The sequence below is a fragment of the Ochrobactrum sp. AN78 genome (genome assembly GCF_029909885.1).
GTDB classification, from domain to species: domain Bacteria; phylum Pseudomonadota; class Alphaproteobacteria; order Rhizobiales; family Rhizobiaceae; genus Brucella; species Brucella quorumnocens.
The window spans coordinates 96505-119745 of sequence record NZ_JASAMU010000013.1 but is presented as its reverse complement, the minus strand read 5'-3'; the positions used below and the strand labels follow the sequence as shown (position 1 = coordinate 119745).

Sequence of the window (23241 nt, the reverse complement as noted above, 5' to 3'; positions counted from 1 at the left end):
CCCTTTACGTCAGAGCCGTGCGCAGATCGTAGGACAGCTCGCGGATCTCACTCAAATCAAGCTCGGATTCCACATGCTCAAGATGATGTGCCATCAAATGCACCGCTTTCTCCACTGCCTTTGCCGAAATTGCCTTCACGATTTCAGCATGTTCGTCCGGGCCGCAATTGAAGCGGTCGGTATTGCGATAAATGGCGGTAATCAGCGAACTGCGGGAAATCAGATCCCGCATGGTGGCAAAAAGGAAGTCGGATCCGGTCAGTTCTGCCAACAGAAGATGAAAGCCGCCGGAAAGTTTGATGATGTCGGTGGTGCTGTCTTCGGCATTGGCAATCCGCTCCAATTCGACATGCGCGCGCAGGCGTTTGACACTGTCCTTGAGCTGCGAGCCGCACAGCCGCTCAATAATGCAGCGTTCCACCGCCTGTCGTACCGAAAACACGTCACGGGCTTCCTGAACGGTCGGTTTGCTGACAAAGGCGCCGCGATTGGGGATCATCGTCACAAGCCCATCGCGTTCAAGCACTGTCAGAGCCTGACGGATACGGGCGCGACTGACATTGAAGATGGAGGCAAGTTGTTCTTCCTTGAGCTGGATGCCAGGACGCAATCGCCGCTCGGCGATCGAAAGCCAGACTTTCTCAACGATCTGTTCGATCGACATGGCCGTTGCTGCATTCATTAAGACTTCTCCGTGTTGGATCCGACAATCGTCATGTGCGGGAAAAAGTCAACTCGCACATTTAAATAGTTGCTTTATTGTCGACAATAAAAGATAGTTTTGTAGATGATTTTATCACAGTCTGGGCTGCCTATGGAATTTGACTTCGAGACCATCGACCCGCAAAGCCGCTATCGTCTGCTGACCAACTTCATTGGTCCGCGTCCGATCGCGCTGGTCACAACACGTTCGGCTGCCGGGCACGACAACGCCGCGCCGATGAGTTTCTTCAATGTTTTCTCGCACGATCCAGCGATTGTTGTGCTGGGTATCCAGCCGCGGCTATCGGGTGAGGAAAAGGACACCATGGCCAATATTCGCCGCTCTGGTGAGTTCGCCATCAGCATGGTCGACATGGCGCTATCGCAACAGATGCTGATCTGCGGACTGGGTTTTGACACCGAGGTCGATGAACTTAAAATGGCAGGATTGACCGCTCAGCCCTGCAGCAAGATCGCCGCCGCCTATCCGCTGGAAGCGCCCTGCATCTTTGAATGTCGTGTCGAGCGCCTGATCGATTATCCCCGGCGCACATTGGTTCTGGGCGAGGTGGTGCAGATGCATGTTCGCCGCAACTGCCTGGACGCTGAAGGCCATTATGTCGATCCACAAGTCTACCAGCCGATCGCCCGATTGCACGCCGATAATTACCTCACCTCAGACCGTCAATTTGTTTTGAAAGCCCCGCCGATCGGCAATTTCAGCAAGCCGGACTAATAGACCCGCAGCCAGGCAATAGAGAATTTCAGCATGCATATTCACTTGATCAATCCCAATTCCACCGCGTCCATGACCAAACAGGCTCTGGAAAGCGCCTTGCTCGCCAAGCAGAGCCAGACCCGGCTCTCGGCCACCAATCCGCAGGATACGCCGGCCAGTATCGAAGGGTGCGCGGATGAGGCTCTGGCAGTGCCTTCGATGCTTGCGGAAATTCGCAAGCGTGAGACCGAAGGGGTCGATGCCTATGTCATTGCCTGTTTCGACGATCCGGGACTTAACGCCGCGCGCGAAGTGGCGAAGGGTCCGGTGATCGGCATTTGTCAGGCGGCCATCCAGGTCGCAATGACCATCAGCCGTCGCTTTTCCGTCATCACCACATTGCCGCGCTCAGTCGCTCTCATCGAGGATCTGGTTACCGCCTATGGTGCGGAACGTCATTGTCGCAAGGTGCGGGCGATCGATCTGCCTGTTCTGGCTTTGGAAGAGGAGCGCGCACGCGCCGAGCAATTGCTGATTTCTGAGATCGAACGCGCCAGGGATGAGGATGGCGCCGAAGCCATCGTGCTGGGTTGTGCAGGCATGTCATCGCTGTGCGCGCGTCTTAAACGCGCAACCGGTGTTCCAGTCATTGATGGTGTGACGGCAGCAGTCAAAATGGCTGAAGCCCTGGTCGGTGCCGGCTATGCTACTTCAAAGGTCAACAGCTATGACTACCCGCTCAGCAAAGGCCCTGCTGTCACCAAACGGATCGCATAGCTCGAAATCGCCGCCTTATTGTAGACAATTTTGTCCCCTTTACCTTGCCATGATGGTTGACTTTTCCTTCTGCAGCGCGCTTGTTGATGCAGAAGGGGAGGAGGGCTCATGGCAGGGCAGAGGGACGCGTCAACACAGCATATTGTCGAGAAAGTCTGGCTGTCGATCGCCGAGCGGCGCCTGCGCCCCGGCGTCCAGCTCAAGGAAGAGGAAATGGCGACCATTTTCAAGGTTAGCCGTGCCCGTATCCGCCAGGCACTCGCCGCCCTCAAGCGCGAGGGGCTGGTGGATATTCTGCCAAATCGCGGCGCCTTTGTCTGCAAGCCGACCGTCCGAGAAGCCCGCGACGTCTTCTTCGTGCGGCGCACGGTCGAGCGCTGCGTGGTCGAACATCTCTGCCGATCCGCCACACGCGCCGACCTAAAACGGCTCCAGGATCATGTTGCCAAAGAACGACTGGCCAATAGCCGTAGTATCACCACCGACATCATCAAATTATCCGGCGGCTTCCATCTGCTGCTGGCAGAACTCGCGCACTCCAACTTTCTCTCTCCCATGATGCGCGATCTGGTTTCGCGGACCTCGCTGATCACCGCAGTCTATCGCAATACCGACAAGTTCAATTGCGGACCCGATGAACACGCAGAAATTGTCGAAGCGATCGCCAGCCAGCAGCGGGAAAAAGCTGTTCACCTGATGTCTCATCATCTTGATCATGTTGAATCAGAACTTGATCTGCGCGATGGCAATGACCATGCCCATGATCTCAGCGCCTTGCTCGCCTGAGAAGGGTATGGCCTGAACTTCATGCTTAAAGTATCGTTGTGTCCCGCGCGCTTGCCGGCGATCCGCGCCCAGGGCGCCGCGATTTGCTATCTGCCGTCCATAAAACATAGAACCCGGCAACTTTGCGCGCAGCACTGAAAAATCGGCCCCTCGTAAATTTCGGTCGGCAACTCCATACCCCCACACTTTCAGGGAAGACAAGCACCGGCAAATCGAATAGCTTACCGCTCGAACTGTGGACGCGACAGTTCGCGGCGTAGTAACCCTTCATAGCTAGGCTGGCGCCACCAAATTGGCGCTCACTCCTTGACCTTATGGTCGGGGAGCCTGTGGCGTATGCAACAGGTTCTCTGAACCAAAGGCCATAGGGCCGCGCTATGCGGTTACTAACTCCCCGATCACCAGGGATCAATGAGCATGCATTCGCGGGGGCGTACCGCCAATGCTCAGGGAGTAAGGACATGACAGAATCCGTGGAACGACTTTATCGTATAACCCATGATCCAGCCGATGACTGGTCCGGTATCTTCTTCGGCAATGATTTGGAAGCCGAGCGGGCAATACGGATCATGACGGATGGGCTGACACTTTGTAATCGTCGTCTGTCGCTGAGTCTGGAACAGGTCGCCATCGTCCTGCCGAAATCCAGGAGCGCGTTGGTCGACCTGCTCAATGCCGGCCCGCAATCGATCGTGCGGGCGCGTCAGACCCTTGAGACGATTAATCTCAATCTCTGAACGCCGGCGAGGCAATGCACCCCTCACCAGGGTGGGGCAGCAAGAACAGCCCCACCACAGGGCGGCTGCGCGCCAGTTTGAATCGCTTATATTTTCCCCACCGACTTGCGATTGGCAGCGCTCGCCCAACATGGTTCATTACAGAGGCGTCGGGCTTTCCTCGCAGTTTCGCCCTGCGCAGCACTCTGAACTGAGCGACCGCTTTCATTTGGTTTGGAGTGCTTTTAGCAGGGCCGTTGACAGCATGCTTTGTCGATCAACCGGGCCAGAGAGTTTTTGCGTACAGGAGGCAGCTTTGGTCCGTGGCGATGTGGTGGATAGGGAATGGCAGATCATTCAGCAACTGCTTCCCCCCGAGCGGGGCAGACGCTCACGCCCCTCTTATGACAATCGCCGCTACTTCAATGGAATGCTCTATGTGCTCCGCTCAGGCTGCCCCTGGCGCGACATGGACCAACGCTACGGCAAGTGGAATTCGGTTTACGTGCGGTTTCGCCGCTGGGCCGAAGCGGGATTATGGGATGCCCTCCTTGAAACCTGCGTGAAACTCGGTCTGACAGACGACTGGAAACCGATCAAATATAGCAACAGACTGCGGCGGCGGTCCGGTTCCAAAGGCGGATATCTGCGCAAACTGCTGATCAGTCAGGCGGCAATGCTTAGACAACGCTCAATCCCCACGCACTCTATCAGAGATAGCCTTCTCGCTCTGGTCTGAATGGACCAGGCAACTGCGCGCTCCTGCACGAATTGAAAAACACAGCGCCTGCGTAAAATGCGGCCCTCTTGATCTGGAACCTTTTTGCCAGCCGCTCGTTTTGCGCAATATTTCCAATTCATGGTCTTGCAAGCAGGAGCACGGCATGCAACCCAATTCGGGTAACGGCTTGTCAGACCGGTCCCTGGTGGCCCTGGCTGTTCTCAACTTCTTTCTCGCCGATGCCCGCGATGGGCTTGGTCCATTTCTCGACGGATTTCTGGCAACCCAAGGCTGGTCCCCGATGACATTGGGCATCATTGCCACTTTGGGCGGGGTGCTGGGGATGATCGCAACGCCGCTGTTTGGCGCATGGGTGGATGCGTCACATCGTAAGCGCAGCCTGATCATAATCCCGGTCATTCTGGTGACGCTCGCGGCATTGTGGACGCTGGCCAGTCCAGGGAATGCTTCGGTATTTGGCGGACAATCCGCGACCGCTGTCGTTGGCGCGGTCATCGGCCCTGCGCTGATGGGGCTCACATTGGGGCTAGTGGGCGAGGCGCGTTTCTCGCGACAGGTCGCGCGCAACGAATTCTGGAATCACGCTGGCAATGTTGTGTCGCTTGCGGCGATCTATTTCGTGGCAGCCGCCTTTGGAACCAAAGGCATCATCGGACTGATGCTTTTGACCGCTGCCGCAACCATTGTTTCAGTGCTCGCGATAGATCCAAAAAATATCGATCATGATGTCGCCCGCGGTCTTGCCCATGATGACGGCACGCCTGGTCCGTCCGGCCTCACGGTTCTGTTCAGTCGCAAGGGCCTGCTGCTGCTGGCGGGCGTGTTGATGATCTTTCACTTCGGCAATGCACCAATGAGCCGGCTGATCGCCCAGGATTTCTCTATCCAACTCGACACGCCGTTTCGCACCACTGCGGTTATCACCGGTGTTTCCCAGCTTTCCATGATCGCAATGGCTCTTGCTGCGCCCTTTCTCATCCGCCGCTTCTCCCTTGCCACCGTCTTCATCATCGCGCTGCTCGCCTTGCCTATCCGCGGCGCGATTGCTGGCTGGTTCAGTTCCTATCCGGTGATCTTCCCGGTGCAGATCCTCGACGGTATTGGCGCGGGCTTGATTGGCATCGCAACACCGATCGCAGCCGAACAGATCCTGGCAGGCACAGGGCGGTTCAATGTCGGGCTGGCTGCAGTCATGACGGTTCAGGGTATTGGTGCTTCATCCAGCAATGTCGTCGCTGGCTGGCTGACAAATCATGGCGGTTACGGTCTCGCCTATTGGGTTCACGGTGCGGTCGCGCTGTTCGCCCTGGCGCTGTTTGTGATCGGTCGCAGAGAGATCGCCCCGGTTCATCACAGCGATAGCAATCAGTCTGGCGCTCCCGCGGTCGCACCCGGATCGTGACCTGCAACTCTGCCGATGATACAATATCATGCGCGCATCCGATAAGGTCGCCCGCAACCGCGATCGCAGCAGCAAGGCCGGCGCAGGCCTGCACACAACCACCCTCATGCGCTTGTGATCCTTCCGCCTGTCGCTGCAACTTTGACTTGGATCCGAGTGCGATCACCAAGCATGGTAGCAAAGTTGCTGATCCACAATCAGTATAGACAGTTTCATCTGTATAATTTCGATAAGAAGGCCGCCATTGAGATTCCTTAATTATATTTAATAAAACATCTATCGCATAAAAAGTGCTTATATTGTAGTCACTTGAAATATAACCCGATTGCACCAAAATGAATACGATCCAAATCATTGATTTCGATCAAGGGTTATCAAGATCTGATAATTTATATTACAAAACAAGCCTGCTCATGGCCAATAGTGCCGTGGCATTGACGATAACCCGATTGAGAACGACCGACTGGCTCATTCAAGCCACAGTTGTTTGGCGCCGGCATTCCGCTTATATCCTCTCTGGGCGCTGCATATTTCAATCGTTTGGCCTCTCGTTCTTAAAGAGAGCCAAATAAGGCAAAGTGTGCATCGATGAAACATCTAGTCGAAAACGCCGTCGAGACGGCAGCTTTTCCTGATCGCGGGGAAAAATTCCCAATTCTGGGCAAGGACACCTCCCTTTTTGTTACCAGGGAAGTCAAAACCATCCGCAGCAGCCAGAGACACGGCTGGCAGGATCTTTTTGCAGCCCATACGCTCGAACATCCCCATGAATGTCTGCATCATTCGGTGCCATTTTTCTGGCTGAGCATGGGTTTGCGCGACACAGAAGTCCATCGCAGCATTGGCGGCCGTGGCGAGCTCGCCGTGCTTCCAGCCTATTCGATCAGCATGGCCGAACCGCTCACTGCGGTTGATTGCCTGATCGGCAACCCCACCGAGGCGGTTCATGTCTTTCTAAGGCCAGAACTTCTGCAGGAGACTGCCTATGAGCTTTTTGAGATAGAGCCTGATCGTGTCTCGCTGCTTCCGGTATTCGGACGCACCAGCACCAGTCTGAGCTGGTTGTTGCGCGCCATCAAGCAATCACTGGCGGAGCCGGCTAATCTTTCCCAATTGAAGATAGACTATCTTGCACGTGCGCTCTGTGCCGACCTGCTGGCGAAATATTCGATTGTCTCGCCCGCAGCAATCAAGCCCGAGCAATATGGCGGCCTCACGTCAAGACAGCTGCGGCGGATCGATGACTATATCACCGAACATCTCAGCCGCGATATTCACATCGGCGAGCTGGCATCGCTGTCCGGCATGGGACGGACGAGCTTTCATCAACGTTTCAAGGCGGCGATGCATATCACTCCGCATCAATACCTCATGCGCGTGCGGGTTCAAAAAGCCAAAGAGATGCTCGGCAGTTCAGTCCTGCCGCTTGCTGAAATAGGCTTCGCCTGCGGTTTTTCGGACCAGGCGCATTTCGCGACGCTTTTCAAGCGGATCGCAGGCACCACACCCGCTTCGTTCCGGCGCAGCGTTGCCTGAACCAGGAAGGCCGCTCAGCGGCCTTTCCATTTCGGAATTTTCTCATTTGCTGCGCTGTCAGGCTCTCACGCCCGGCGCCTCGTCAGGCGCAGTTGCAAATCTATTCAGACAGAGCATTCATCCTCCCCATTTCGTTCAAACATTGGGTGGACTTTATCCTCTGGAAAGATCGTCACACTAATATTTTGCCGCAATGAGAATGTTTGCTCAATTCGCGGTCTTTTATAAAAACCACTGAAGTTTTACGCAATTCTCCTGCATCCAGATTGAATACATAGCGGCAGAAATCAAAAAGCAGATTGCCGCACGCATCGCTTTTTATGCCAATGATCTGACAGGACTGGGGCCCGCCTGCAATTGATTGTAAGCGAGTGCGGTCTTGTTTGGTCTTCTGCATGATCGCAGACATGCCGTGTTTGAGGCAGGTTCTGTGGGCGACGGCGGCTTTCCACCAAGGATGGCCCTTATGTTGTCTCTAAAGCATTGCATTGAATTTTCCGGTTTAAACCGCCACCGGCTGGCATGCCTGTTGGGCGTTTCATCACTGGCGATAGGCCTCGTTCTGGCGCCGGCCAATGCCCAGCAGATCCGAGTTGAATCCGGTCAGGAAAGCGTGATCGACAACGGGGAAGCCCGAGCGCATACAACCGGTGCCGCGGGTCAGCTTGATGCCGCAGCGGTCTGGGTCACCAATGGAACACTCACCATCACCAATTCCGATGTCGATTTCCTCAGTGAAGGTCGTGCGGCGGAAGCCTTGCGGGTGGAAAGCTACAGTTCTTCTGCGCCCAGCGTCGTGCGGATCGTTGGCGCGTCCGGCAAGACCGCACGGCTGGTGTCAACCGGCCTTGCAGGCAATGTCATCAATCTGTCCGGCGATCGCTCGTCGCTTTATCTCGAGAATGTCGAAATCATTGGAACCGGTGCTGGCCGCCGTGGCATTCTGACGATGGGCGAAAGCCAGCTTTCGCTGATCGGCAGCAGCATTGTTGCAGATGATATCGGCATTTCGATGCAGGGAAAATACGGGTCGACCGCTGCGTCGACGTCGGTGGAGAACACCAGCATCACCAGCTTTAATGGTGCCGGAATTTCTGCCATGAGTGGACAGCTTATCGCCAATCATTTCGATATACGCACAGGCTTCAACCCGCTCACCAACGCAACGACCACCAGTCGTGGCGCCTATGGAATCAACGCCAATTCAAACAGCAATGTTATCTTAAACAACGGTCGGATCGAAACCTTTGGCGATTACGGCAACGGCATCTTTGCAGCCAATGACTCAAGTGATACAAGTCAGGTCAGATTGCAGGTGGATAATGTTGATATCATTACCCATGGCATCAACGCGACCGGGATCGAGAACATCCATGTTCGCTCTGTCGTCAATGGCGGATCTATCCACACCTATGGACTGGGTGGTCATGGTGTGGGTTCGAGCAATGGCGGCGTTGCCGCTTGGGCACCTGCGCATGTCACACTCACCGGCACGAGAATTACCACCGAAGGTGAGAGCGCCTACGGCCTTGTCGCGACCACCAAATCGACAATTGACGGGCGCGGATTGATCATTTCGACCAGTGGCGAAAGTGCGATCGGAGCCCGCAGCCATGGTACGGGCATGGTGGCCCTTTCTCAAGGCACCACGATAACGACCACAGGTGACTATGCCCATGGCGCTGCTGTCACTTTCGGCTCGCAGATGGATATCTCTGACACCACCATTGAGACAACAGGTCAGAATGCGGCCGGTATCTATCTCGTCGGTTACAACACACCTGAAAATGTCACGCCGGTCACCAAGCACGTCAATCGCGTGAACGTCGCAGGCTCCGCAATCACAGCGGCGAAAGGGCCGGCCTTGCGGGTGGGTGGTGGTGCCACAAGCACGTTTAATCTCCATAACAGTCACGTGCGCGGCACAGGCGACGAGGCGCTGCTGTTTTCGAGTGCGGATTATATCTATGATGATGGCACCAATGTCATTCCAATGCCGGTCGGTACCGCAAGCGTGAATGCGCAAGGCTCGTTGCTGGAAGGCGATATTGTCGCCGGCAGCGGAATCGTCGATTTCAATCTGCGCGATAAGAGCCTGCTCAAAGGCGCAGCACGGGTGAGCGACACCGGTGGTATTCTTGATAGTTTGGTGATTGACGGCACCAGTGGTTGGGAGATCACCGGCGCCTCGACCTTGAACGATCTCGAAAGTGCTGGCACGATTTCATTTGCCGCCCCCGGTTCGGCAGGTTTCAAGACCCTGACTGTCAAGGGTGACTTCACCTCGACTGACAGCCTGTTTGTGCTCAACAGCAAGCTTGGCGATGATGGCTCGGAAACCGATCGGCTGATCTTTGAAGGCAATGTCAGCGGCACAAGTTCCGTCAGTGTCAACAATGCCGGAGGCCTTGGAGCGCTGACCGTCGGCGATGGCATCATGATTGTGGATGCCGCAAAGGCCAGCAATGACGCCTTTGTCCAGCAGGGGCGCATCGCAGCCGGCGCTTATGATTACACGCTTTTTGCCGAGGACCGCTCCGGCAACTTTGACGGTAAATGGTATCTTCGCTCGAGCTACAATCCCGGTCCAAATCCGGATCCAGACCCAGATCCAAACCCGGAACCAGACCCAAATCCTGGCCCCGATCCCAAGCCGGAGCCTGAATTGCCCAATTATCGGCCTGAAGTTCCGCTCGATATGGTTGCACCTGTTCTGGCGAACCGTTTTGGACTGGCGATGCTCGGCACCTATCACGACAGGCGTGACACGCTTGATCCCAAGCTTTCAGCCTTCTGGTTGCGCGGTTTTGGCGAACACGGTCACGCGGGATCAGCCTCCGGTAATGCGCAGGGCTATCTCAATGATTTTTATAGGGATGGGCCGTCCTATGACTTCACCCTGGGTGGGTTTCAGGCGGGAATTGACCTTTTTCGCCGTGAACAGGAAAACGGATCGCGCGATCTGGCGGGCCTGTTTATCGGGGCGGGACGGGCTGAAGCCAATGTCGATCGGGTCTATGGCGGCAATGCCGGTCAACTGACGATGAACGGCTATAGCTTTGGTGGTTACTGGACGCATCTCGACCAGGCAGGTTTTTATACGGATGCCGTCATCCAGGGTACCCGCTATGACCGGATTGAAAGCAGTTCTGCCGACCAGATTGCCATGCGCACAGCAGGCTGGGGCTTCATATCTTCGCTCGAAGGCGGCTATCGTCATGGGCTGGGCAATGGCTGGACGGTCGAACCGCAGGCGCAACTGATTTATCAGCACCTCTCGCTCGACAACACCTCAGACCGGTTTGGAAGGATCGCATTTTCCGACACCGACACGGTCTATGGCCGGGTCGGAGCGAAGATTGGCCGCCAATGGCAGGCCGAAAGCGGGCGTCGCTATGCGGCATGGGCACGGGTAAATCTCTGGCACACCATGGGTGGGGAGGCGAAGACCAGTTTCTCCAATCTCCAAGCTGAAAACCGCGTCTCGCTCGCAAGTGATGCGCAAGGCAGCTGGGGGCAATTCGGACTCGGTTTCTCCGGTCAATTGACCGAAACAGTCTCACTGTTTGCCAGCGGCGATTACAGCCACAGCCTTGGACATAACGGGGTCAAGAACGACAGTCTGGCCGGTCGTGTCGGTCTGAAGATGAAGTGGTAAATCCACCTATTCCTGCATTCAGCAGCGCCCCCGCAAGGGATGCAGGGATCGTCTCCTTCGCGCAAAATGCGAAGGAGACGCCTTTTTGAGGATCATATTTGTGAACCGGTTCAGAAAAACACTGATCATCATTGGGACAGGGCTTGCTTTGACTGTGTCGGCGCAGGTGGGGTTACTGTTTGCGGCAGGGCTACCGCGCGGGGAAATCGCAATCGTTTCGGGTATTCTGCCCCTCTCCTGCGCAGCTGCAGCGTGGCTGTGGTTTGCGGATGATGTTTCATTCAGACGCAAATTGTCGGCGGCGCTGAAGAACCGTGAACTTGAAGTCCATTACCAGCCATTTGTAAGGTTGCGTGATCACAGAATCATGGGCGCAGAGGCTTTGCTGCGCTGGCCAGGCTGCCAAACCGGTATTGAACGGCTCGTCGCGCGGGCTGAGGAAACCGGCATGATTGCGGCGCTCACCGATTATGTGATTGCGCGCGTTGCCGATGACTGGCCGTCTTTTCAGACAGTGGACCGTGATTTTCGAATTAGTATCAATATCGCTGCACCGGATCTTGTGACTGGCACGCTTTGCGATCGATTGAAACGGCTTGCTTCAAACATCCCTGCCCAAGCGCTGGCATTTGAAATAACCGAAAGGCAGTCCGCACCACTCGAAGAGATCGCGTTCCATCTCTCCGAGTTGCGGAACCAGGGTTACCAAGTCTATGTCGACGATTTCGGCGCTGGCTTTTCCAGCATGACGCGCTTGCGCCACCTGTCGGTCGACGGCTGTAAACTTGATGCATCATTTCTTAAAATGCATGCGGCCGCCGCTGCGATCAGCGCAATACAGATATTTGCTCATGCAAGTGGGGTCGAACTGGTCGTTGAAGGCGTGGAAACCGCAGCACAGGCAAGCACGCTGGCAAATCTCAATCCTGACTTGATTGTGCAGGGTTGGTTGTTTGGGCGAGCGGCAAAAAAGTCGGAGCTGATCGAACGGCTAAGGAAGCAGCAGCGCACCCCATTGGGCGCCCCTTCAATAATCCGATCTGTCAGCAGCAGAGCATAATCGTGCCTTAAAACTGCGCCTCTTCACGCTCAGTTCCCGCGAACCTTCTTTTGCGCCTCGCGGGGGGTCATTCCGAATTGGCGGCGAAACGCTGTGGCGAAATTTTCTGGCCGCGTATAGCCCGCCAGCAAACTTGCGCGCGAAACCGGCATATCTCCTGACACAAGAGCACGATAGGCGTTGTCGAGCCGAGAGCTGCGGATATAATCGAAAACGCTTGCACCCTCGGAAAGTTTAAACAGCCGTTGCAGGCCGCTTGAATTGATGCCGGCTGCGCGCGCGATTGCCGGCAGATTGAGCGGTTCTGCAAGGTTCTCGGCAATGAAGTCTTTTGCGCGCACAAGTCGTAACCGGTCAAGCCGGTTCAAATCAGCTGTCGGCGGCACCTGTGGTGCAGTCCGGGTAATCGCGCAAAGTGCCTCTGCCACAATTTCAACCGCACGGCTCTCAAAAAACAGCTTGCGCAGCGCCGGCGTGAATTGCGGCGGCATGACAATCTGCTGCAACAGTTCCAGCGTCCGCGGGGTTACTGCCCAGCGATGACTGGCAAGATGATCACGCAATAGATCGGGCGTCCCGGTTTCAGAGGCGGTTTGAAATCCGTCGATATCGAGCCATTCCGGTGTTGCCGAAACCACCAGATGCCGCAAGCGCTGGCCGCCAGGCGACCTGCGCTGAAAACTCTCTGCGCGGGCATTCATGATCGCCGTGCCCTTGAGAGCCTGAGCGTTTCCTTCAAAATGGAAAGGCCTTTCGCCCATTTTCATATCGACTGCGCCGTCGAGAAAAAAGATGCAGGACAGACCGGCCGGCAAATGCGAGGAGGCCGTAAATGCCCGTTCCTCCGATGCGTCGCTCACATGCAAGAAAAGACCCGGTCGCAATTCTTCGTGAATGAATTTTCCCTCGATCAATGTGTCTTCCGGTGAAAGCCGGTCGTCCGGACTTTCCAATGTCACGCCATCTCGCTGCAGAAAATCACGAACCAGCAGCTTTTTATGGCTGACGTCAACGGATGGTGCCGGACGTGCGTGTTGCGGCGATGTCATCAGAAAAAACCCTTCAATGCCATTGCCCCACCCGATGATGCAACCAGCCTGACGCTGTCGTAACCGTCCACGGCGCCTTGTTCGAACGCAGCCTCACGTTTTTTGCGGCTGACAAAGGTTTTTCTGCCTTTGCCAAAGCTTGGCAACTTGCGCGCAGCCGTGTGCTTTCTCTATTCGTAGCTTAATATGATTTTAAAGGTCAAGTTTAATCGGTTGTGTTTTCAACCGAGCTATGTGCGGCCTTGACCAAGCATCAGGATGAGGTTTTCGTGACACAGTGGATTGCTGCCTATCATACCGTCAAAAAGGCCCCGAAATGGCATCGCGCCGGACTGTCGCCGCTTCTGATGCTCTCGACAGCCGTCGCAATGATGGCAACTCATCCCGCCCTCTCGCAACATCAGGAGGAAACTCCGACGGTGCTCGGAACGATCACCGTTGACGCGCAAGCCGACAGTCCGACAGGCCCCGATCATTCAATCGTCGCCAAGAAAAGCCGCGCCGCATCGAAAACCAGCACCTCTCTGCTGGAAACACCGCAAGCTGTAAATGTCGTAACCCGGCAGCAGATGGATGCACAGAGCGCGGACAGCGTGCCTCAGGCGCTCCGCTATACGCCCGGCATCCTTTCGGAAGCCAATGGCTATGACATCCGCTACGACTGGCTCAATATTCGCGGCTTCAGCACCTATGGCACCATCTGGATGGATGGGCTGGCGCTTCCGGGTGACCCAAGCAGCTACGCGACGCCCAGCGTCAATCCCTATGCGCTCGAACGGATCGAGGTTATCAAAGGACCGGCATCTGTTCTATATGGACGGACGATGCCCGGTGGACTTGTCAACTATGTCAGCAAACGCCCTCAGCAAACAGCCAGAAATGAAGTCGTGATCGGGACATCAGCCTTTGGCGGTGTGCAGACATCGGTTGATTCAACCGGGCCAGTCACCAAAGACGGCGACTTTCTTTATCGCTTTGTCGGCCAGTGGCGCAACATGCACACCCAGATCGATCAGGAACGGGATCGATCATTCATGCTGGCGCCGAGTTTGACATGGAGCCCTTCAACCGATACCTCGCTCACCCTGAGCGGCTATTACCAGCGTGATCGCGCAATTTTCAATCCTCGCTTTTACCCAGCGATCGGGACATTGCTCAACAACCCCAACGGACAAATCCCTCGCGATCTTTATCTTGGTGATCCAGAAGCCAATCAATTCAACCGCGATTTCTATACGCTCGGCTATGAATTCTCGCATCAGTTCAACGACAGCTGGAGCATCCGACAGAACCTGCGCTACAGTCGATCGAGCCAGGACATGTTTCTTGTGCTCGTCAATCCCGCTTTTGCCTACCAGCCCGACGGTCACACGCTCAATCGCGCTTCAGGTGCCTCTGAAGATACACTCAGCTCATTTAGCGTTGATACACAGGCGGAGGCTCGGTTTGAGACGGGGCGCCTGGACCATACTTTGCTGTTCGGTTTGGAATATATCAATGCCAGCTCTGATCGCAATTTCGGCAATGCAACGGCAGGCGTACCGCCGCTCGATTATCTTGATCCGCATTATGGCGGCGTTTCCATTGCCTATCCCGCCTACACAGCGTCTGCCTTGCAGAAGCAGCGTCAGCTCGGTGTGTATCTACAGGATCAGATCCGCTACGATCGGCTGATTGCCACTTTGGGCTTGCGTTATGATCGGTCGGACATTTCCACCTATAACAGGCGTGCAAAACCCGAACAGGCCTTTGTCGAGAATGAGGAAGGCCAGGTCTCGGGCCGGGCGGGCCTCAGCTATCTCTTGGACAATGGTCTTGCGCCCTATCTGAGCTATTCCACCACCTTCACGCCTTTACTGGGAGTGGATGCGTTCGAAACGCCCTATAAGGCCCAACAGGCAGGGCAATTCGAAGTGGGGATCAAGTATGAACCGGTTGCGCGCAACGCCATGGTGTCAATATCGCTGTTTAATCTTGATATCAAAAATGCGCTGACGCCCTATCTGACGAGCGGGATTCAGACAGGCTATATCCAGTCCGGGCGGCAACGGGTCCGCGGCGTGGAACTTGAAGGGAAGATGGAACTGAGCCAGCAAATCGACCTTCTGGGTTCCTATGCCTATTCGCATTCCGAAATACGCGAATCCAACCTGGCCGTCGAACGAGGGCGCGAAATCCTGCGACTGCCAGAACATCAGGCAAGCATCTGGGTCCGCTACAGGCCGGTCTTTATTCCCGGCCTCTCGCTTAATGCCGGCATTCGCGGCTGGTCTTCCTATCAAACCGATAGCAAGTATCTTGAAAAACTCCGCATACCCGGACAAACTCTGGTCGATCTTGGCGCCGAAGTTGATTTTGGCGCCGTCAGGCAGGGGCTCGACGGCATGACGCTGCGGGTAAACGCCACCAATCTGTTTGACAGAAAATATGTGTCCCATTGTCTCAACGACACGGGTGGAAGCTGTAACTATGGAGCAGGCCGGGCGATCAATGCCAGCCTGAAATATAGCTGGTGAAGACGCTCTGTGCCCTGGAGGCATGCCGCCGGCTCTTCACCAAGCTGGGGCTGGCCTTCGCAAGCTTCGCTTTGCTTCTGTCTGGGCCTGCTTTCGCTGAGATAATCCTCACCGATGCTGCTGGCCGCCACGTGCGGCTGGAAGCCCCGGCAAAACGCATCGTCACCAATGAAAGCCTGCTGCTGCTCTCACTGGCGCTGATCGATCCCGATCCCGTCTCGCGGATCGCCGGCTGGGCCAACCCGCAACGGATCGACCCAGGCATGTTTGCGGCGTTTCGCGCAAAGTTCCCCGCCATTGACGCCATCCCGACGGTCGGCGCGCTGCAGCCCGCGCAGACATCTGTCGAGAGCATTCTGAGCGCCAGGCCGGATCTGTTGGTTATCCATCAGTGGCAACCGGGCTGGCAGGAGATCGTCGATCTGCTTACATCCGCAGCTATTCCCGTCATCTTCCTTGATGGTCCTGTGAATGACAAACGCTTACCACAGGACGCCACAGCGTTTTCCATCGAACTGCTGGGCAAGGCGATTGGTCGTGATGCTCCGGCGGCGGACTACGCAAAATTCGTGCGCGATCACTATGAAGCGATTACCGGGCCATTACAAAATGCCACCACACGACCCAGGGTTTTGGTGGATGGATTTGCCAGTTCGAACTGCTGTTCCACGCCGGGCCGCGATAATCGCATGACGCAAAACATCGCCCTTGCCGGCGGGATCAGCATTGGAGCCAGTGCCGTTCCCGGCTATGAAGGCAGATTGAACCCGGAATATGTGTTGGAAGCGGATCCCGCAGTTTACATAGCGACCGGCGTGCCGCAAATATCGTCGCAAGCCAGTCTGGTAATTGGCGGCGGTGTCTCAAAAGATGCGGCGCGCAGTGCGCTCAAAACGATTGTCGATACCACAATCCGGCGGGATCTGAATGCAGTCGCGGAAAAGCGCGTCTATGGGATCTCCCATCAAATGTCGATCTCCGCGTTGAATGTGGTGATTTTCGAGTGTTTCGCCAAATGGATTCACCCCGAACTCTTTGCAGGCATTGATCCGGACAAGACCCTGGCTGAGATCAACAAGCGTTTCCTCGCGGTAGAGCTCGACGGAACCTTTTATATCTCCTTGTCTGAAGAGCCCTGATTGCCACTGGCAAAAACCACAGGCGCTAAAATCGGTCGCGATTTCTAAGTGCAGTTTCGGTCCTACCAAAAGCGCCAGGAGCGTTCTGTGTCACCTCTATTCCCCGTAGCGCTCTTCTGCGACACGCATCGCAGATCATTATCGCGCGATCCCGGGTCGGGTCGCGCGCTGCCCTCCAGGGTTTGTTTTACATCGTCGCAGCTTTTGTTGCCAGCAGCTTGGTCTGAGGATCTGACGCTGAAATAGCCTGCATCGTCTCGACAATGCATATCTGTCACAGCTTTCTTGCATTCAAAACCATTTACAAACCTTGATGGTCATTGGCGGAGGTGTGAGCACTCTGGAACAATATGGAGCGTGTTCAGTTACCATATTGAGACAACATAAGGAGCTCCGATGTTTAAAAAATCCTGGATTGCGGCTTTAAGTTTTGCTGTTGCGGCAACCTCATTCACGCCGGTCGTCGCCTCGCCCCTTCATCCAACCTCGGATGCAGCTTTCAATTCTAAACAGATTCAGCAGGTTCAGCACAAAAGAATTATCGATCAACGCGGTAACAATTGGAAACGCTCGCATCGCGACGGATGGCACAATGGTCATCGTGGATATCGCGATCATCGTCGTGGCTATAAGCGACATTCCGATGGCTGGTGGTATCCCCTGGCGGCTTTTGGAGCGGGTGCAGTCGTTGGAGGCGCGTTGAACAATCAGCGGCCAGCGGTTCGCGGTTACAACAACCGTCATTATCAGTGGTGTTCTTCGCGCTACCGCACGTATCGTGCGTCCGATAATACCTATGTCCCAAGCGTCGGTCGTCGTGCCGTCTGCAACTCACCCTATAGCTAAGCGCTGCTGCGATGACACATTGCTCCACGACAAATCGTCGTGGGGCATTCCTACCAAACGTAGGGCTTATCGACATATAAGCCTCATCCCATTCACCGGAAATATTGTGCCGTCGCGTTACGAAACAGCCGGTGCCCCGGGCGGGTTTGGGCAGGGTGGGGCGGGTACGGTTCAACAGCGCGCTCGACTTTCGCTCTGAGATCGGTTTTTTCATGCACCATGAATCAATGCCGGTCACGACTGTCTCGCGAGCCACGCCCCCCCGGTGGTTGGTGTCATTTACCGACAAGATCAGCGATCTAGGTCGCGCTCATGAAATCGGTGTAAGCTTCAACAAACATCACGGTGGGTGCCGCTCCCTCAACCTCTAAGGGCGGTTCGAGCTGCATCCTTGGCACTCTCTATCTTTGGGCTGCATCATTGCTTAATCTGGTTCAAATGCAAAGGTAAGACGGGCTGAATTCGGCGCGCATAGTTATCATTTGCGCGCAGCTCGCGAAGGTGGAAAGCAACAAACAAGCGGCTTGCGCAGCTGATTGAAGTTCTGGTGATTGAGAAGAAAAAAGGGGGCACTCTGGCAAGCTGTCATTGCTTGGAGGCAGGGCTCACCAGAGTGCAGCGCTTACAAAATGAATAAAAGCAAGCGTTGAATGCTTAAACCATATTCACTCTTAACCAACAATCGTAAGAGTGTGGGAGGAATATTAGGTCTAACTGCGGCCTGCGATTGCACGAAACCATCTGTTGCTTAAGGGGCAGCCTTGGATTGAAAGACGCCAGGGTCTGCGCAGATTGATTGCGTGGCCGGAATTGGCCCCGATGCTCCCATTAAGCACCGGGACCTATGCGCCTCCGCATCGCCACAAGAGGCAGCATTCGAGCAGTTCATGGCTGACTCATCTTTCCAGGAAGACGCAAAAGCCAGGATGAACTCCGGAGAAATGCTGGGCTGTTGGCAACCTGCACTTAGAGAAATTTAAGTGCAAATCGCTAATTGTTGGGGGATCACAGAGTGACCGCAAATGAGACGAGGTCACGCGCAAAGGTCAGAGCATCGTCAGTCGCCTCGAGTGGGTCGAGCAGTGGTCGCAGCGTCACTGCGTGGTTTGCTGGTGATGCTCCAACAGATAGGGCTGCAATTGTCGAATGATCCTCAAAGCCGATGCTTTTATCGCAATGCTCACCTGTCCCTTGGGCAGTTCTGCTGCTTCTTAAACTCCATTGTGTATCCCAGCCGAAACAGCACCAAACCGACATAGCGGATTGAAGGATTTGTACCTTCCATGAAAAGCTGACTGACGCGGGATCTCGATACACCGAGAACATCGGCCAGATCGGATTGGGACATTTCATTGTCTTTAAGAGCGGTCTTGAGAACCTCCTGGAATGCAATAACGTAATCTTCTGAAATGTATCTTTCGACGTCATCCCATCGCCGCATAATTCTTTTCATCTGTGCCTCCAGTAGACTGTTTGAAATAGCTGATAAAACGCGAGAAGGTCGCATTGAAACCCACTGGCGAAACCCACTGGCGAAACCCACGGGCGAAAACCCACTCGCGTCTCGATCAAATGCTTGCAGGGCCGGCGGGGAGATAAACCGCAAAAACCCCACCACGCTCAACGAAAAAAGGTAACCTGTCATTTCGCGGACGCGCTTGTGCATTGCAACAGCGAACAGTTTGAAGACCGCAGCGTTGCTGATTCTTAAGCTGCGGGTCTGGCCAGTTGAGGTGAATATACCATGTCCCGCATGACGCCACCCTGGAAATTGATCATGGTTTCTGCCAATCCATTTCCGCATAGGGCAATGGCTGTCCCTCAATAGTATGGAGGCGCCCCCCAGACATCGCTCCGGCCTCGGCAATGCGTCCGATGCTCAGACTATGCTCTTTTGTTTCACAAGGACCTCGTATCCACCCGCATGACCCGGAAACCTCCGCACTTATTCTTGTGTGAGACCATGATGCGGCATGGGTATGCTCCTTTCGTGATCGAAACCCCTTCAAGTTGTGGGGGGCTCAACAGATAGAAATGGGTCGCCATGACTCTGGATAGAGCTTTTCACCGCGTTCACCTATCAGGCGACAGCCGAGGCGATGCAACAGGGTGCGTCCGGGGACCTTTCATCTTTTATGGAGAATTGGATGCGAAAGTCTGTTGTGCTATTCGTGTCAGCGGTGGGGGTCGTGCTCACGTTCATCGTCGCGCCGCCTTATTCCTACGCTGCGAGCTTGCAGAGCAAAAGGGAACAATCGGCGCCTGCGACCAGCCAATATGTCGAAAGGGTCACAGCTCGGTTTTTGCACCTCAACACCGCGTTGCTGCAATCCCAACACCGCGCACCGATGCGCCCGGTTGATGTCGAAGATAGGCTTGGTCCAAGAAAAGATGAACGGTCGCTCATATGTTTCATCCTACAGGATGCGTAAAGCACGCGCATTATAAGATGACACAGCCTGGACGGGGAACGACCCAATCACGGCGGCGGTCCCGGACCTATGGTGAAGGTCTCGCCAAACAGCCTTTTGCACCCGAGCAACTCATTGCAAATAAAGGCGTCCGCGACCGTCAGTTCCCCTTCTTGCCCTGATCATGGTGCCACTTGATAGCGAGGAACATGCCCGTCCCTAGAACGACGAGCTTGAACGTAACAAAAACTATGATGAACCAATCCATCGCAACAGTCTCCGCCTGCAGTTTGTCGTGAGGAGCTTCTTACAGCATATCAGAGGCTTTATTAACAGCTTCAAATGTTTGCGACGCCATCGTTCCCGCGTAATAAGCGTTTTTCGCATGGCAACGGCAGGTTGCTGCGCTTACCACCGATACGAGAGTTGCATTGATGCAGCCAATGAAAGCCCCGTTCGGCCCGAGGCTTTCATTGGTGGTGGTTACTGACGGCCCCTGTTGTGGTTTCTTTGATATTTCATCTCTTTCCAAGTGAGCATTGTCACGACATAGCTCAGAGCCGTGATGATTGTTCCTTCAATGAACAGAAAATAGAGCATGCCCCCCTCCTAGGCTTGAACTCTTCCGCCGCCGGATTTTTTTCCGCTCATCCAGGGGATCGCGACTTCTGGCTTTTCCAGTATCCCGCGCTTCTTGGCGAAACCACGAATGGCGCTCTCCGCTGCCTCGACTGGTTTGATCCCGTCGTGCGCATCGCAGCACGCTTTCCAAGCTGTCTCGTAAATGAAGTCGCGGTCATATTCGGGCCATTCGTACAGAAAATCAAAGGCATCTGCGATGCTGGCAATCTCGCGGATAAGGAAAGGGCCGTCCTTCACGAAGACAGGACTGTCAAACAAACGGTCGCTCATCGAAACCTCCATTTGATCGAACGCATTGTGTCGGAATGACGGTATCGATTTAGTGATGAGTTTTACAGTTTCAAGATCTGATTTCATCAAAATCGCACGCCGATGAAATGCACAGAATTGCAGGATTTGGCGTGAGATGATCGACACGTCATTGGATGAACTGTGAAGAATGTAAGCGCCCAGCGTGCTCGACCCCAAAGCTTTGTGCGGCCTCCATATTTCTCCCTTTGAATCAGAGGGGACTGGCCGTGCGTCTTCCTGGCGCCAACCAAAAGACATCATAACAGATGCTTCGGCCTCCCAACGGGATAAGCCCCGACAAGTGGGATCAGATCGGGACCTTGCGCTTGGCAGTATTTGGCAGATCATCCTCGCGCCCGCTCAGATCTCACAACCGCAGGCAAAGACAATCGAGTGGGTCCATGTGCGGGTTAACGACTACATCGTCCAGCCATAGAGCGCCAATGCGGCACCACCCACCGCACCAATCACTGACCAGCCCACCATGCTAATCCCCATAAAGCTGTGATGGGTCTCATACGAAATCCTTTTGAAAACAGACGCCAGTGCCACATTCGCGCCAGCACCGACGATAAGCCCTATTCCATTTGCGCTGTAGGCGGCGGGATGAAGAGCCATGCTTTGCATAAGGACCGGTCGCAACAGGAAAGTTCCACCGAGCATGCCTGCAATCAGCACAAAAACCGAGAGCATCCCGAAGCCGGACCATCTGATGAGCATTGTATAGATTTCCTTACTCTGGGGAAGATCGCTCGTTCATGGCCCTGGTGATCGCTATCGACAAGTCCGTCTTAAGGGAAATCCCAGGAAAAAAATCAGACCATTCACAATCCTGGTATCGAGGAAACTGTCTGAACAGATCAGAACGATGTCTGGTGGTTGATTGAAGCAGGCTGAAAACGCGAAGCCTTGCCTTGCGAACACCGCCGTTTGCTGCTTTCCACCTATCTTGACGGTACAGACGCCAAGAAGGCGGTGAGACAAGACCGTTGACGCCTGCTTGAGTTCAGCAGCCATTGCAACCCTCGGCGCGACTTCAGTTTGTCAAAATTTGCAACAATGTGGCCGAATTCCTGGCGATGATATCGCCAAAAACCGGACCGATGCCGCGTGGCCCGTCATACGGCTCACCCGCAAAGCCATGCGAATGCAGGTGGTGATAAAAGCGAGCCAACACCGCTAGAATGCCCTGGATCAAAAGGACAGCCGCAAAAGCGATACCACCATTTATTGGTAGGGACGGAACCAAAGGATCACTTAAGCCGGCTTGCCCGACGAAGATCGGGGATCCGCAGATCGACCCTCGATGAATAACGCAAAGGGCTGTCGGGGGCCGCCCTTTGGTGCCCATTCATTCACCGATACCTGTCGAGCCTCCGATAGGGATGCCGATGATCGATAGAACCAGGTTTCGCCAAACAGCTGGGAATAGTCGAGGGATGGAAACCGGAAATCGGGTTGCGATCGCAGGCTATACACAAAGCATTGGCCCGATGTGACCCAGTTCAACAGCGTGACCAGGTCAGACGCCAGGCAAGGGTGGCCATCCAGAAGAACAATGGAAAGGCTGTGTGAATTTAGCTTAAGCGGCAGCTGGAGAACCAGTATGATCCGGTGATCGCGTGTTCCCTGCAAAAGGCTTTCGCTTCGGCTTCGGCAGCAAGCCTTCACGTTGCGCTTTCTTCTTCGCTTCTTTTCGAGCCCGGGCTATAGCAGCTTCCTTTTCGCGTATGCGTTTTTCGGAAGGCTTTTCAAATGCACGGCGGGCTTTCATTTCACGGAAAACACCTTCACGCTGCAGCTTCTTTTTCAGAACGCGTAAGGCCTGATCGATGTTGTTATCTCGGACAAGAACTTGCACAATAGCTCCTAGGTTGTGGCTTACAATAATGAATCTCGAGCGACCCTGGCCGCTCTTAAACGATCGGTTTTTACCGAGACCGCTGTCTTTTCTTCATTCACAATGGCCTTGGCTGTGCGATCTGTTCGTGACTTCAGCATTTCGGGGCGCATAGTAAGCGGCTTGAAAAGCGTATCTTTCGTGTATTCTCTTCTCACAGCATAACCCTCCATGTGAAAATAAAACCAGCAGCGAGCGGGCTGTGCTCTTAACCGCCCACAGCAACGGAGTTTTTAAAACTGTAAATGGTGTGGTCGATCCCAGGATGACAGCAGTTCAAATCATCCACTGCGTTCGATCAGCAGGTTAAAAAAAGGGCCGAGCGTGCACTCGACCCTTTAAAAGTAAAC

19 protein-coding genes are annotated in these 23241 nt (G+C 54.8%); 12 read left to right on the top strand and 7 right to left on the bottom strand.

From position 1 onward, the window contains the following. Positions 1-4: 4 nt before the first annotated feature. Positions 5-682, bottom strand: a complete 678-nt coding sequence (locus tag QBD00_RS20025) for a GntR family transcriptional regulator (RefSeq protein WP_318580356.1) — start codon at positions 680-682, stop codon at positions 5-7. Positions 683-814: 132 nt separating this feature from the next. Here QBD00_RS20025 and QBD00_RS20020 point away from each other — a divergent pair, with 132 nt between their 5' ends. The 7 genes from QBD00_RS20020 (at position 815) to QBD00_RS19990 (ending at position 7379) form a co-directional block, all read left to right on the top strand. Further along, positions 815-1438: a flavin reductase family protein gene (locus tag QBD00_RS20020; protein WP_318580355.1), complete on the top strand. Its 624-nt coding sequence runs from the start codon at positions 815-817 to the stop codon at positions 1436-1438. Positions 1439-1471: 33 nt separating this feature from the next. After that, positions 1472-2197 (top strand): aspartate/glutamate racemase family protein, encoded by a 726-nt coding sequence (locus QBD00_RS20015; protein ID WP_318580354.1) that lies wholly within the window; start codon positions 1472-1474, stop codon positions 2195-2197. 108 nt (positions 2198-2305) lie between these two features. Beyond that, the gene (locus QBD00_RS20010; protein WP_318580353.1) at positions 2306-2983 is read left to right on the top strand and encodes a GntR family transcriptional regulator; all 678 of its coding nucleotides are present in this window, start codon (positions 2306-2308) and stop codon (positions 2981-2983) included. A gap of 461 nt (positions 2984-3444) precedes the next feature. Further along, on the top strand, positions 3445-3720 hold the full coding sequence (locus tag QBD00_RS20005; RefSeq protein WP_151094497.1) for a hypothetical protein: 276 nt from the start codon (positions 3445-3447) through the stop codon (positions 3718-3720). A 295-nt stretch (positions 3721-4015) separates the two neighbouring features. After that, complete coding sequence (locus tag QBD00_RS20000) at positions 4016-4438, top strand: transposase (protein ID WP_235901910.1); 423 nt, start codon at positions 4016-4018, stop codon at positions 4436-4438. Between the two features lie 145 nt (positions 4439-4583). Next, positions 4584-5843 (top strand): MFS transporter, encoded by a 1260-nt coding sequence (locus tag QBD00_RS19995; RefSeq protein ID WP_318580352.1) that lies wholly within the window; start codon positions 4584-4586, stop codon positions 5841-5843. A gap of 588 nt (positions 5844-6431) precedes the next feature. After that, on the top strand, positions 6432-7379 hold the full coding sequence (locus QBD00_RS19990) for a helix-turn-helix domain-containing protein (RefSeq protein ID WP_151094491.1): 948 nt from the start codon (positions 6432-6434) through the stop codon (positions 7377-7379). A gap of 172 nt (positions 7380-7551) precedes the next feature. On the opposite strand, the gene QBD00_RS19985 is transcribed toward QBD00_RS19990, so the two are convergent. Next, a complete protein-coding gene (locus QBD00_RS19985; protein WP_191793802.1) occupies positions 7552-7776 on the bottom strand; it encodes a hypothetical protein in 225 nt (74 codons plus the stop codon). 69 nt (positions 7777-7845) lie between these two features. Here QBD00_RS19985 and QBD00_RS19980 point away from each other — a divergent pair, with 69 nt between their 5' ends. Together QBD00_RS19980 and QBD00_RS19975 are read left to right on the top strand one after the other, a co-directional pair. After that, on the top strand, positions 7846-11037 hold the full coding sequence (locus tag QBD00_RS19980) for an autotransporter outer membrane beta-barrel domain-containing protein (RefSeq protein WP_318580351.1): 3192 nt from the start codon (positions 7846-7848) through the stop codon (positions 11035-11037). Positions 11038-11137: 100 nt separating this feature from the next. Beyond that, entirely contained in the window at positions 11138-12097 is a 960-nt protein-coding gene (locus tag QBD00_RS19975) for an EAL domain-containing protein (protein ID WP_318580350.1), read from the top strand. A 29-nt stretch (positions 12098-12126) separates the two neighbouring features. Here QBD00_RS19975 and QBD00_RS19970 read toward each other — a convergent pair whose 3' ends face one another. Further along, positions 12127-13146 (bottom strand): helix-turn-helix transcriptional regulator, encoded by a 1020-nt coding sequence (locus tag QBD00_RS19970; protein ID WP_191793799.1) that lies wholly within the window; start codon positions 13144-13146, stop codon positions 12127-12129. A gap of 269 nt (positions 13147-13415) precedes the next feature. On the opposite strand from QBD00_RS19970, the gene QBD00_RS19965 reads away from it, so the two are divergent. The 3 genes from QBD00_RS19965 to QBD00_RS19955 all read left to right on the top strand — a co-directional run bounded on the left by QBD00_RS19965 (position 13416) and on the right by QBD00_RS19955 (position 17647). Continuing rightward, positions 13416-15662, top strand: a complete 2247-nt coding sequence (locus QBD00_RS19965) for a TonB-dependent siderophore receptor (protein ID WP_191793798.1) — start codon at positions 13416-13418, stop codon at positions 15660-15662. After that, the gene (locus QBD00_RS19960) at positions 15659-16801 is read left to right on the top strand and encodes an ABC transporter substrate-binding protein (protein ID WP_151094476.1); all 1143 of its coding nucleotides are present in this window, start codon (positions 15659-15661) and stop codon (positions 16799-16801) included. The genes QBD00_RS19965 and QBD00_RS19960 overlap by 4 nt, the downstream gene beginning before the upstream one ends. Positions 16802-17197: 396 nt before the next feature. Next, positions 17198-17647 carry a BA14K family protein gene (locus QBD00_RS19955; RefSeq protein ID WP_191793797.1) on the top strand — a complete coding sequence of 150 codons (450 nt, stop codon included), beginning with the start codon at positions 17198-17200 and terminating at the stop codon, positions 17645-17647. 1180 nt (positions 17648-18827) lie between these two features. On the opposite strand, the gene QBD00_RS19950 is transcribed toward QBD00_RS19955, so the two are convergent. From QBD00_RS19950 to rpsU, 4 genes are all read right to left on the bottom strand, one after another. Further along, entirely contained in the window at positions 18828-19451 is a 624-nt protein-coding gene (locus QBD00_RS19950; RefSeq protein WP_318580349.1) for a helix-turn-helix domain-containing protein, read from the bottom strand. Positions 19452-20667: 1216 nt separating this feature from the next. Then, positions 20668-20970 carry a DUF982 domain-containing protein gene (locus QBD00_RS19945; protein ID WP_151094467.1) on the bottom strand — a complete coding sequence of 101 codons (303 nt, stop codon included), beginning with the start codon at positions 20968-20970 and terminating at the stop codon, positions 20668-20670. A 438-nt stretch (positions 20971-21408) separates the two neighbouring features. Next, positions 21409-21711: a hypothetical protein gene (locus QBD00_RS19940; protein ID WP_318285410.1), complete on the bottom strand. Its 303-nt coding sequence runs from the start codon at positions 21709-21711 to the stop codon at positions 21409-21411. 862 nt (positions 21712-22573) lie between these two features. Then, positions 22574-22852 carry a 30S ribosomal protein S21 gene (gene rpsU / locus QBD00_RS19935; protein ID WP_151094464.1) on the bottom strand — a complete coding sequence of 93 codons (279 nt, stop codon included), beginning with the start codon at positions 22850-22852 and terminating at the stop codon, positions 22574-22576. Positions 22853-23241 lie beyond the last annotated feature (389 nt).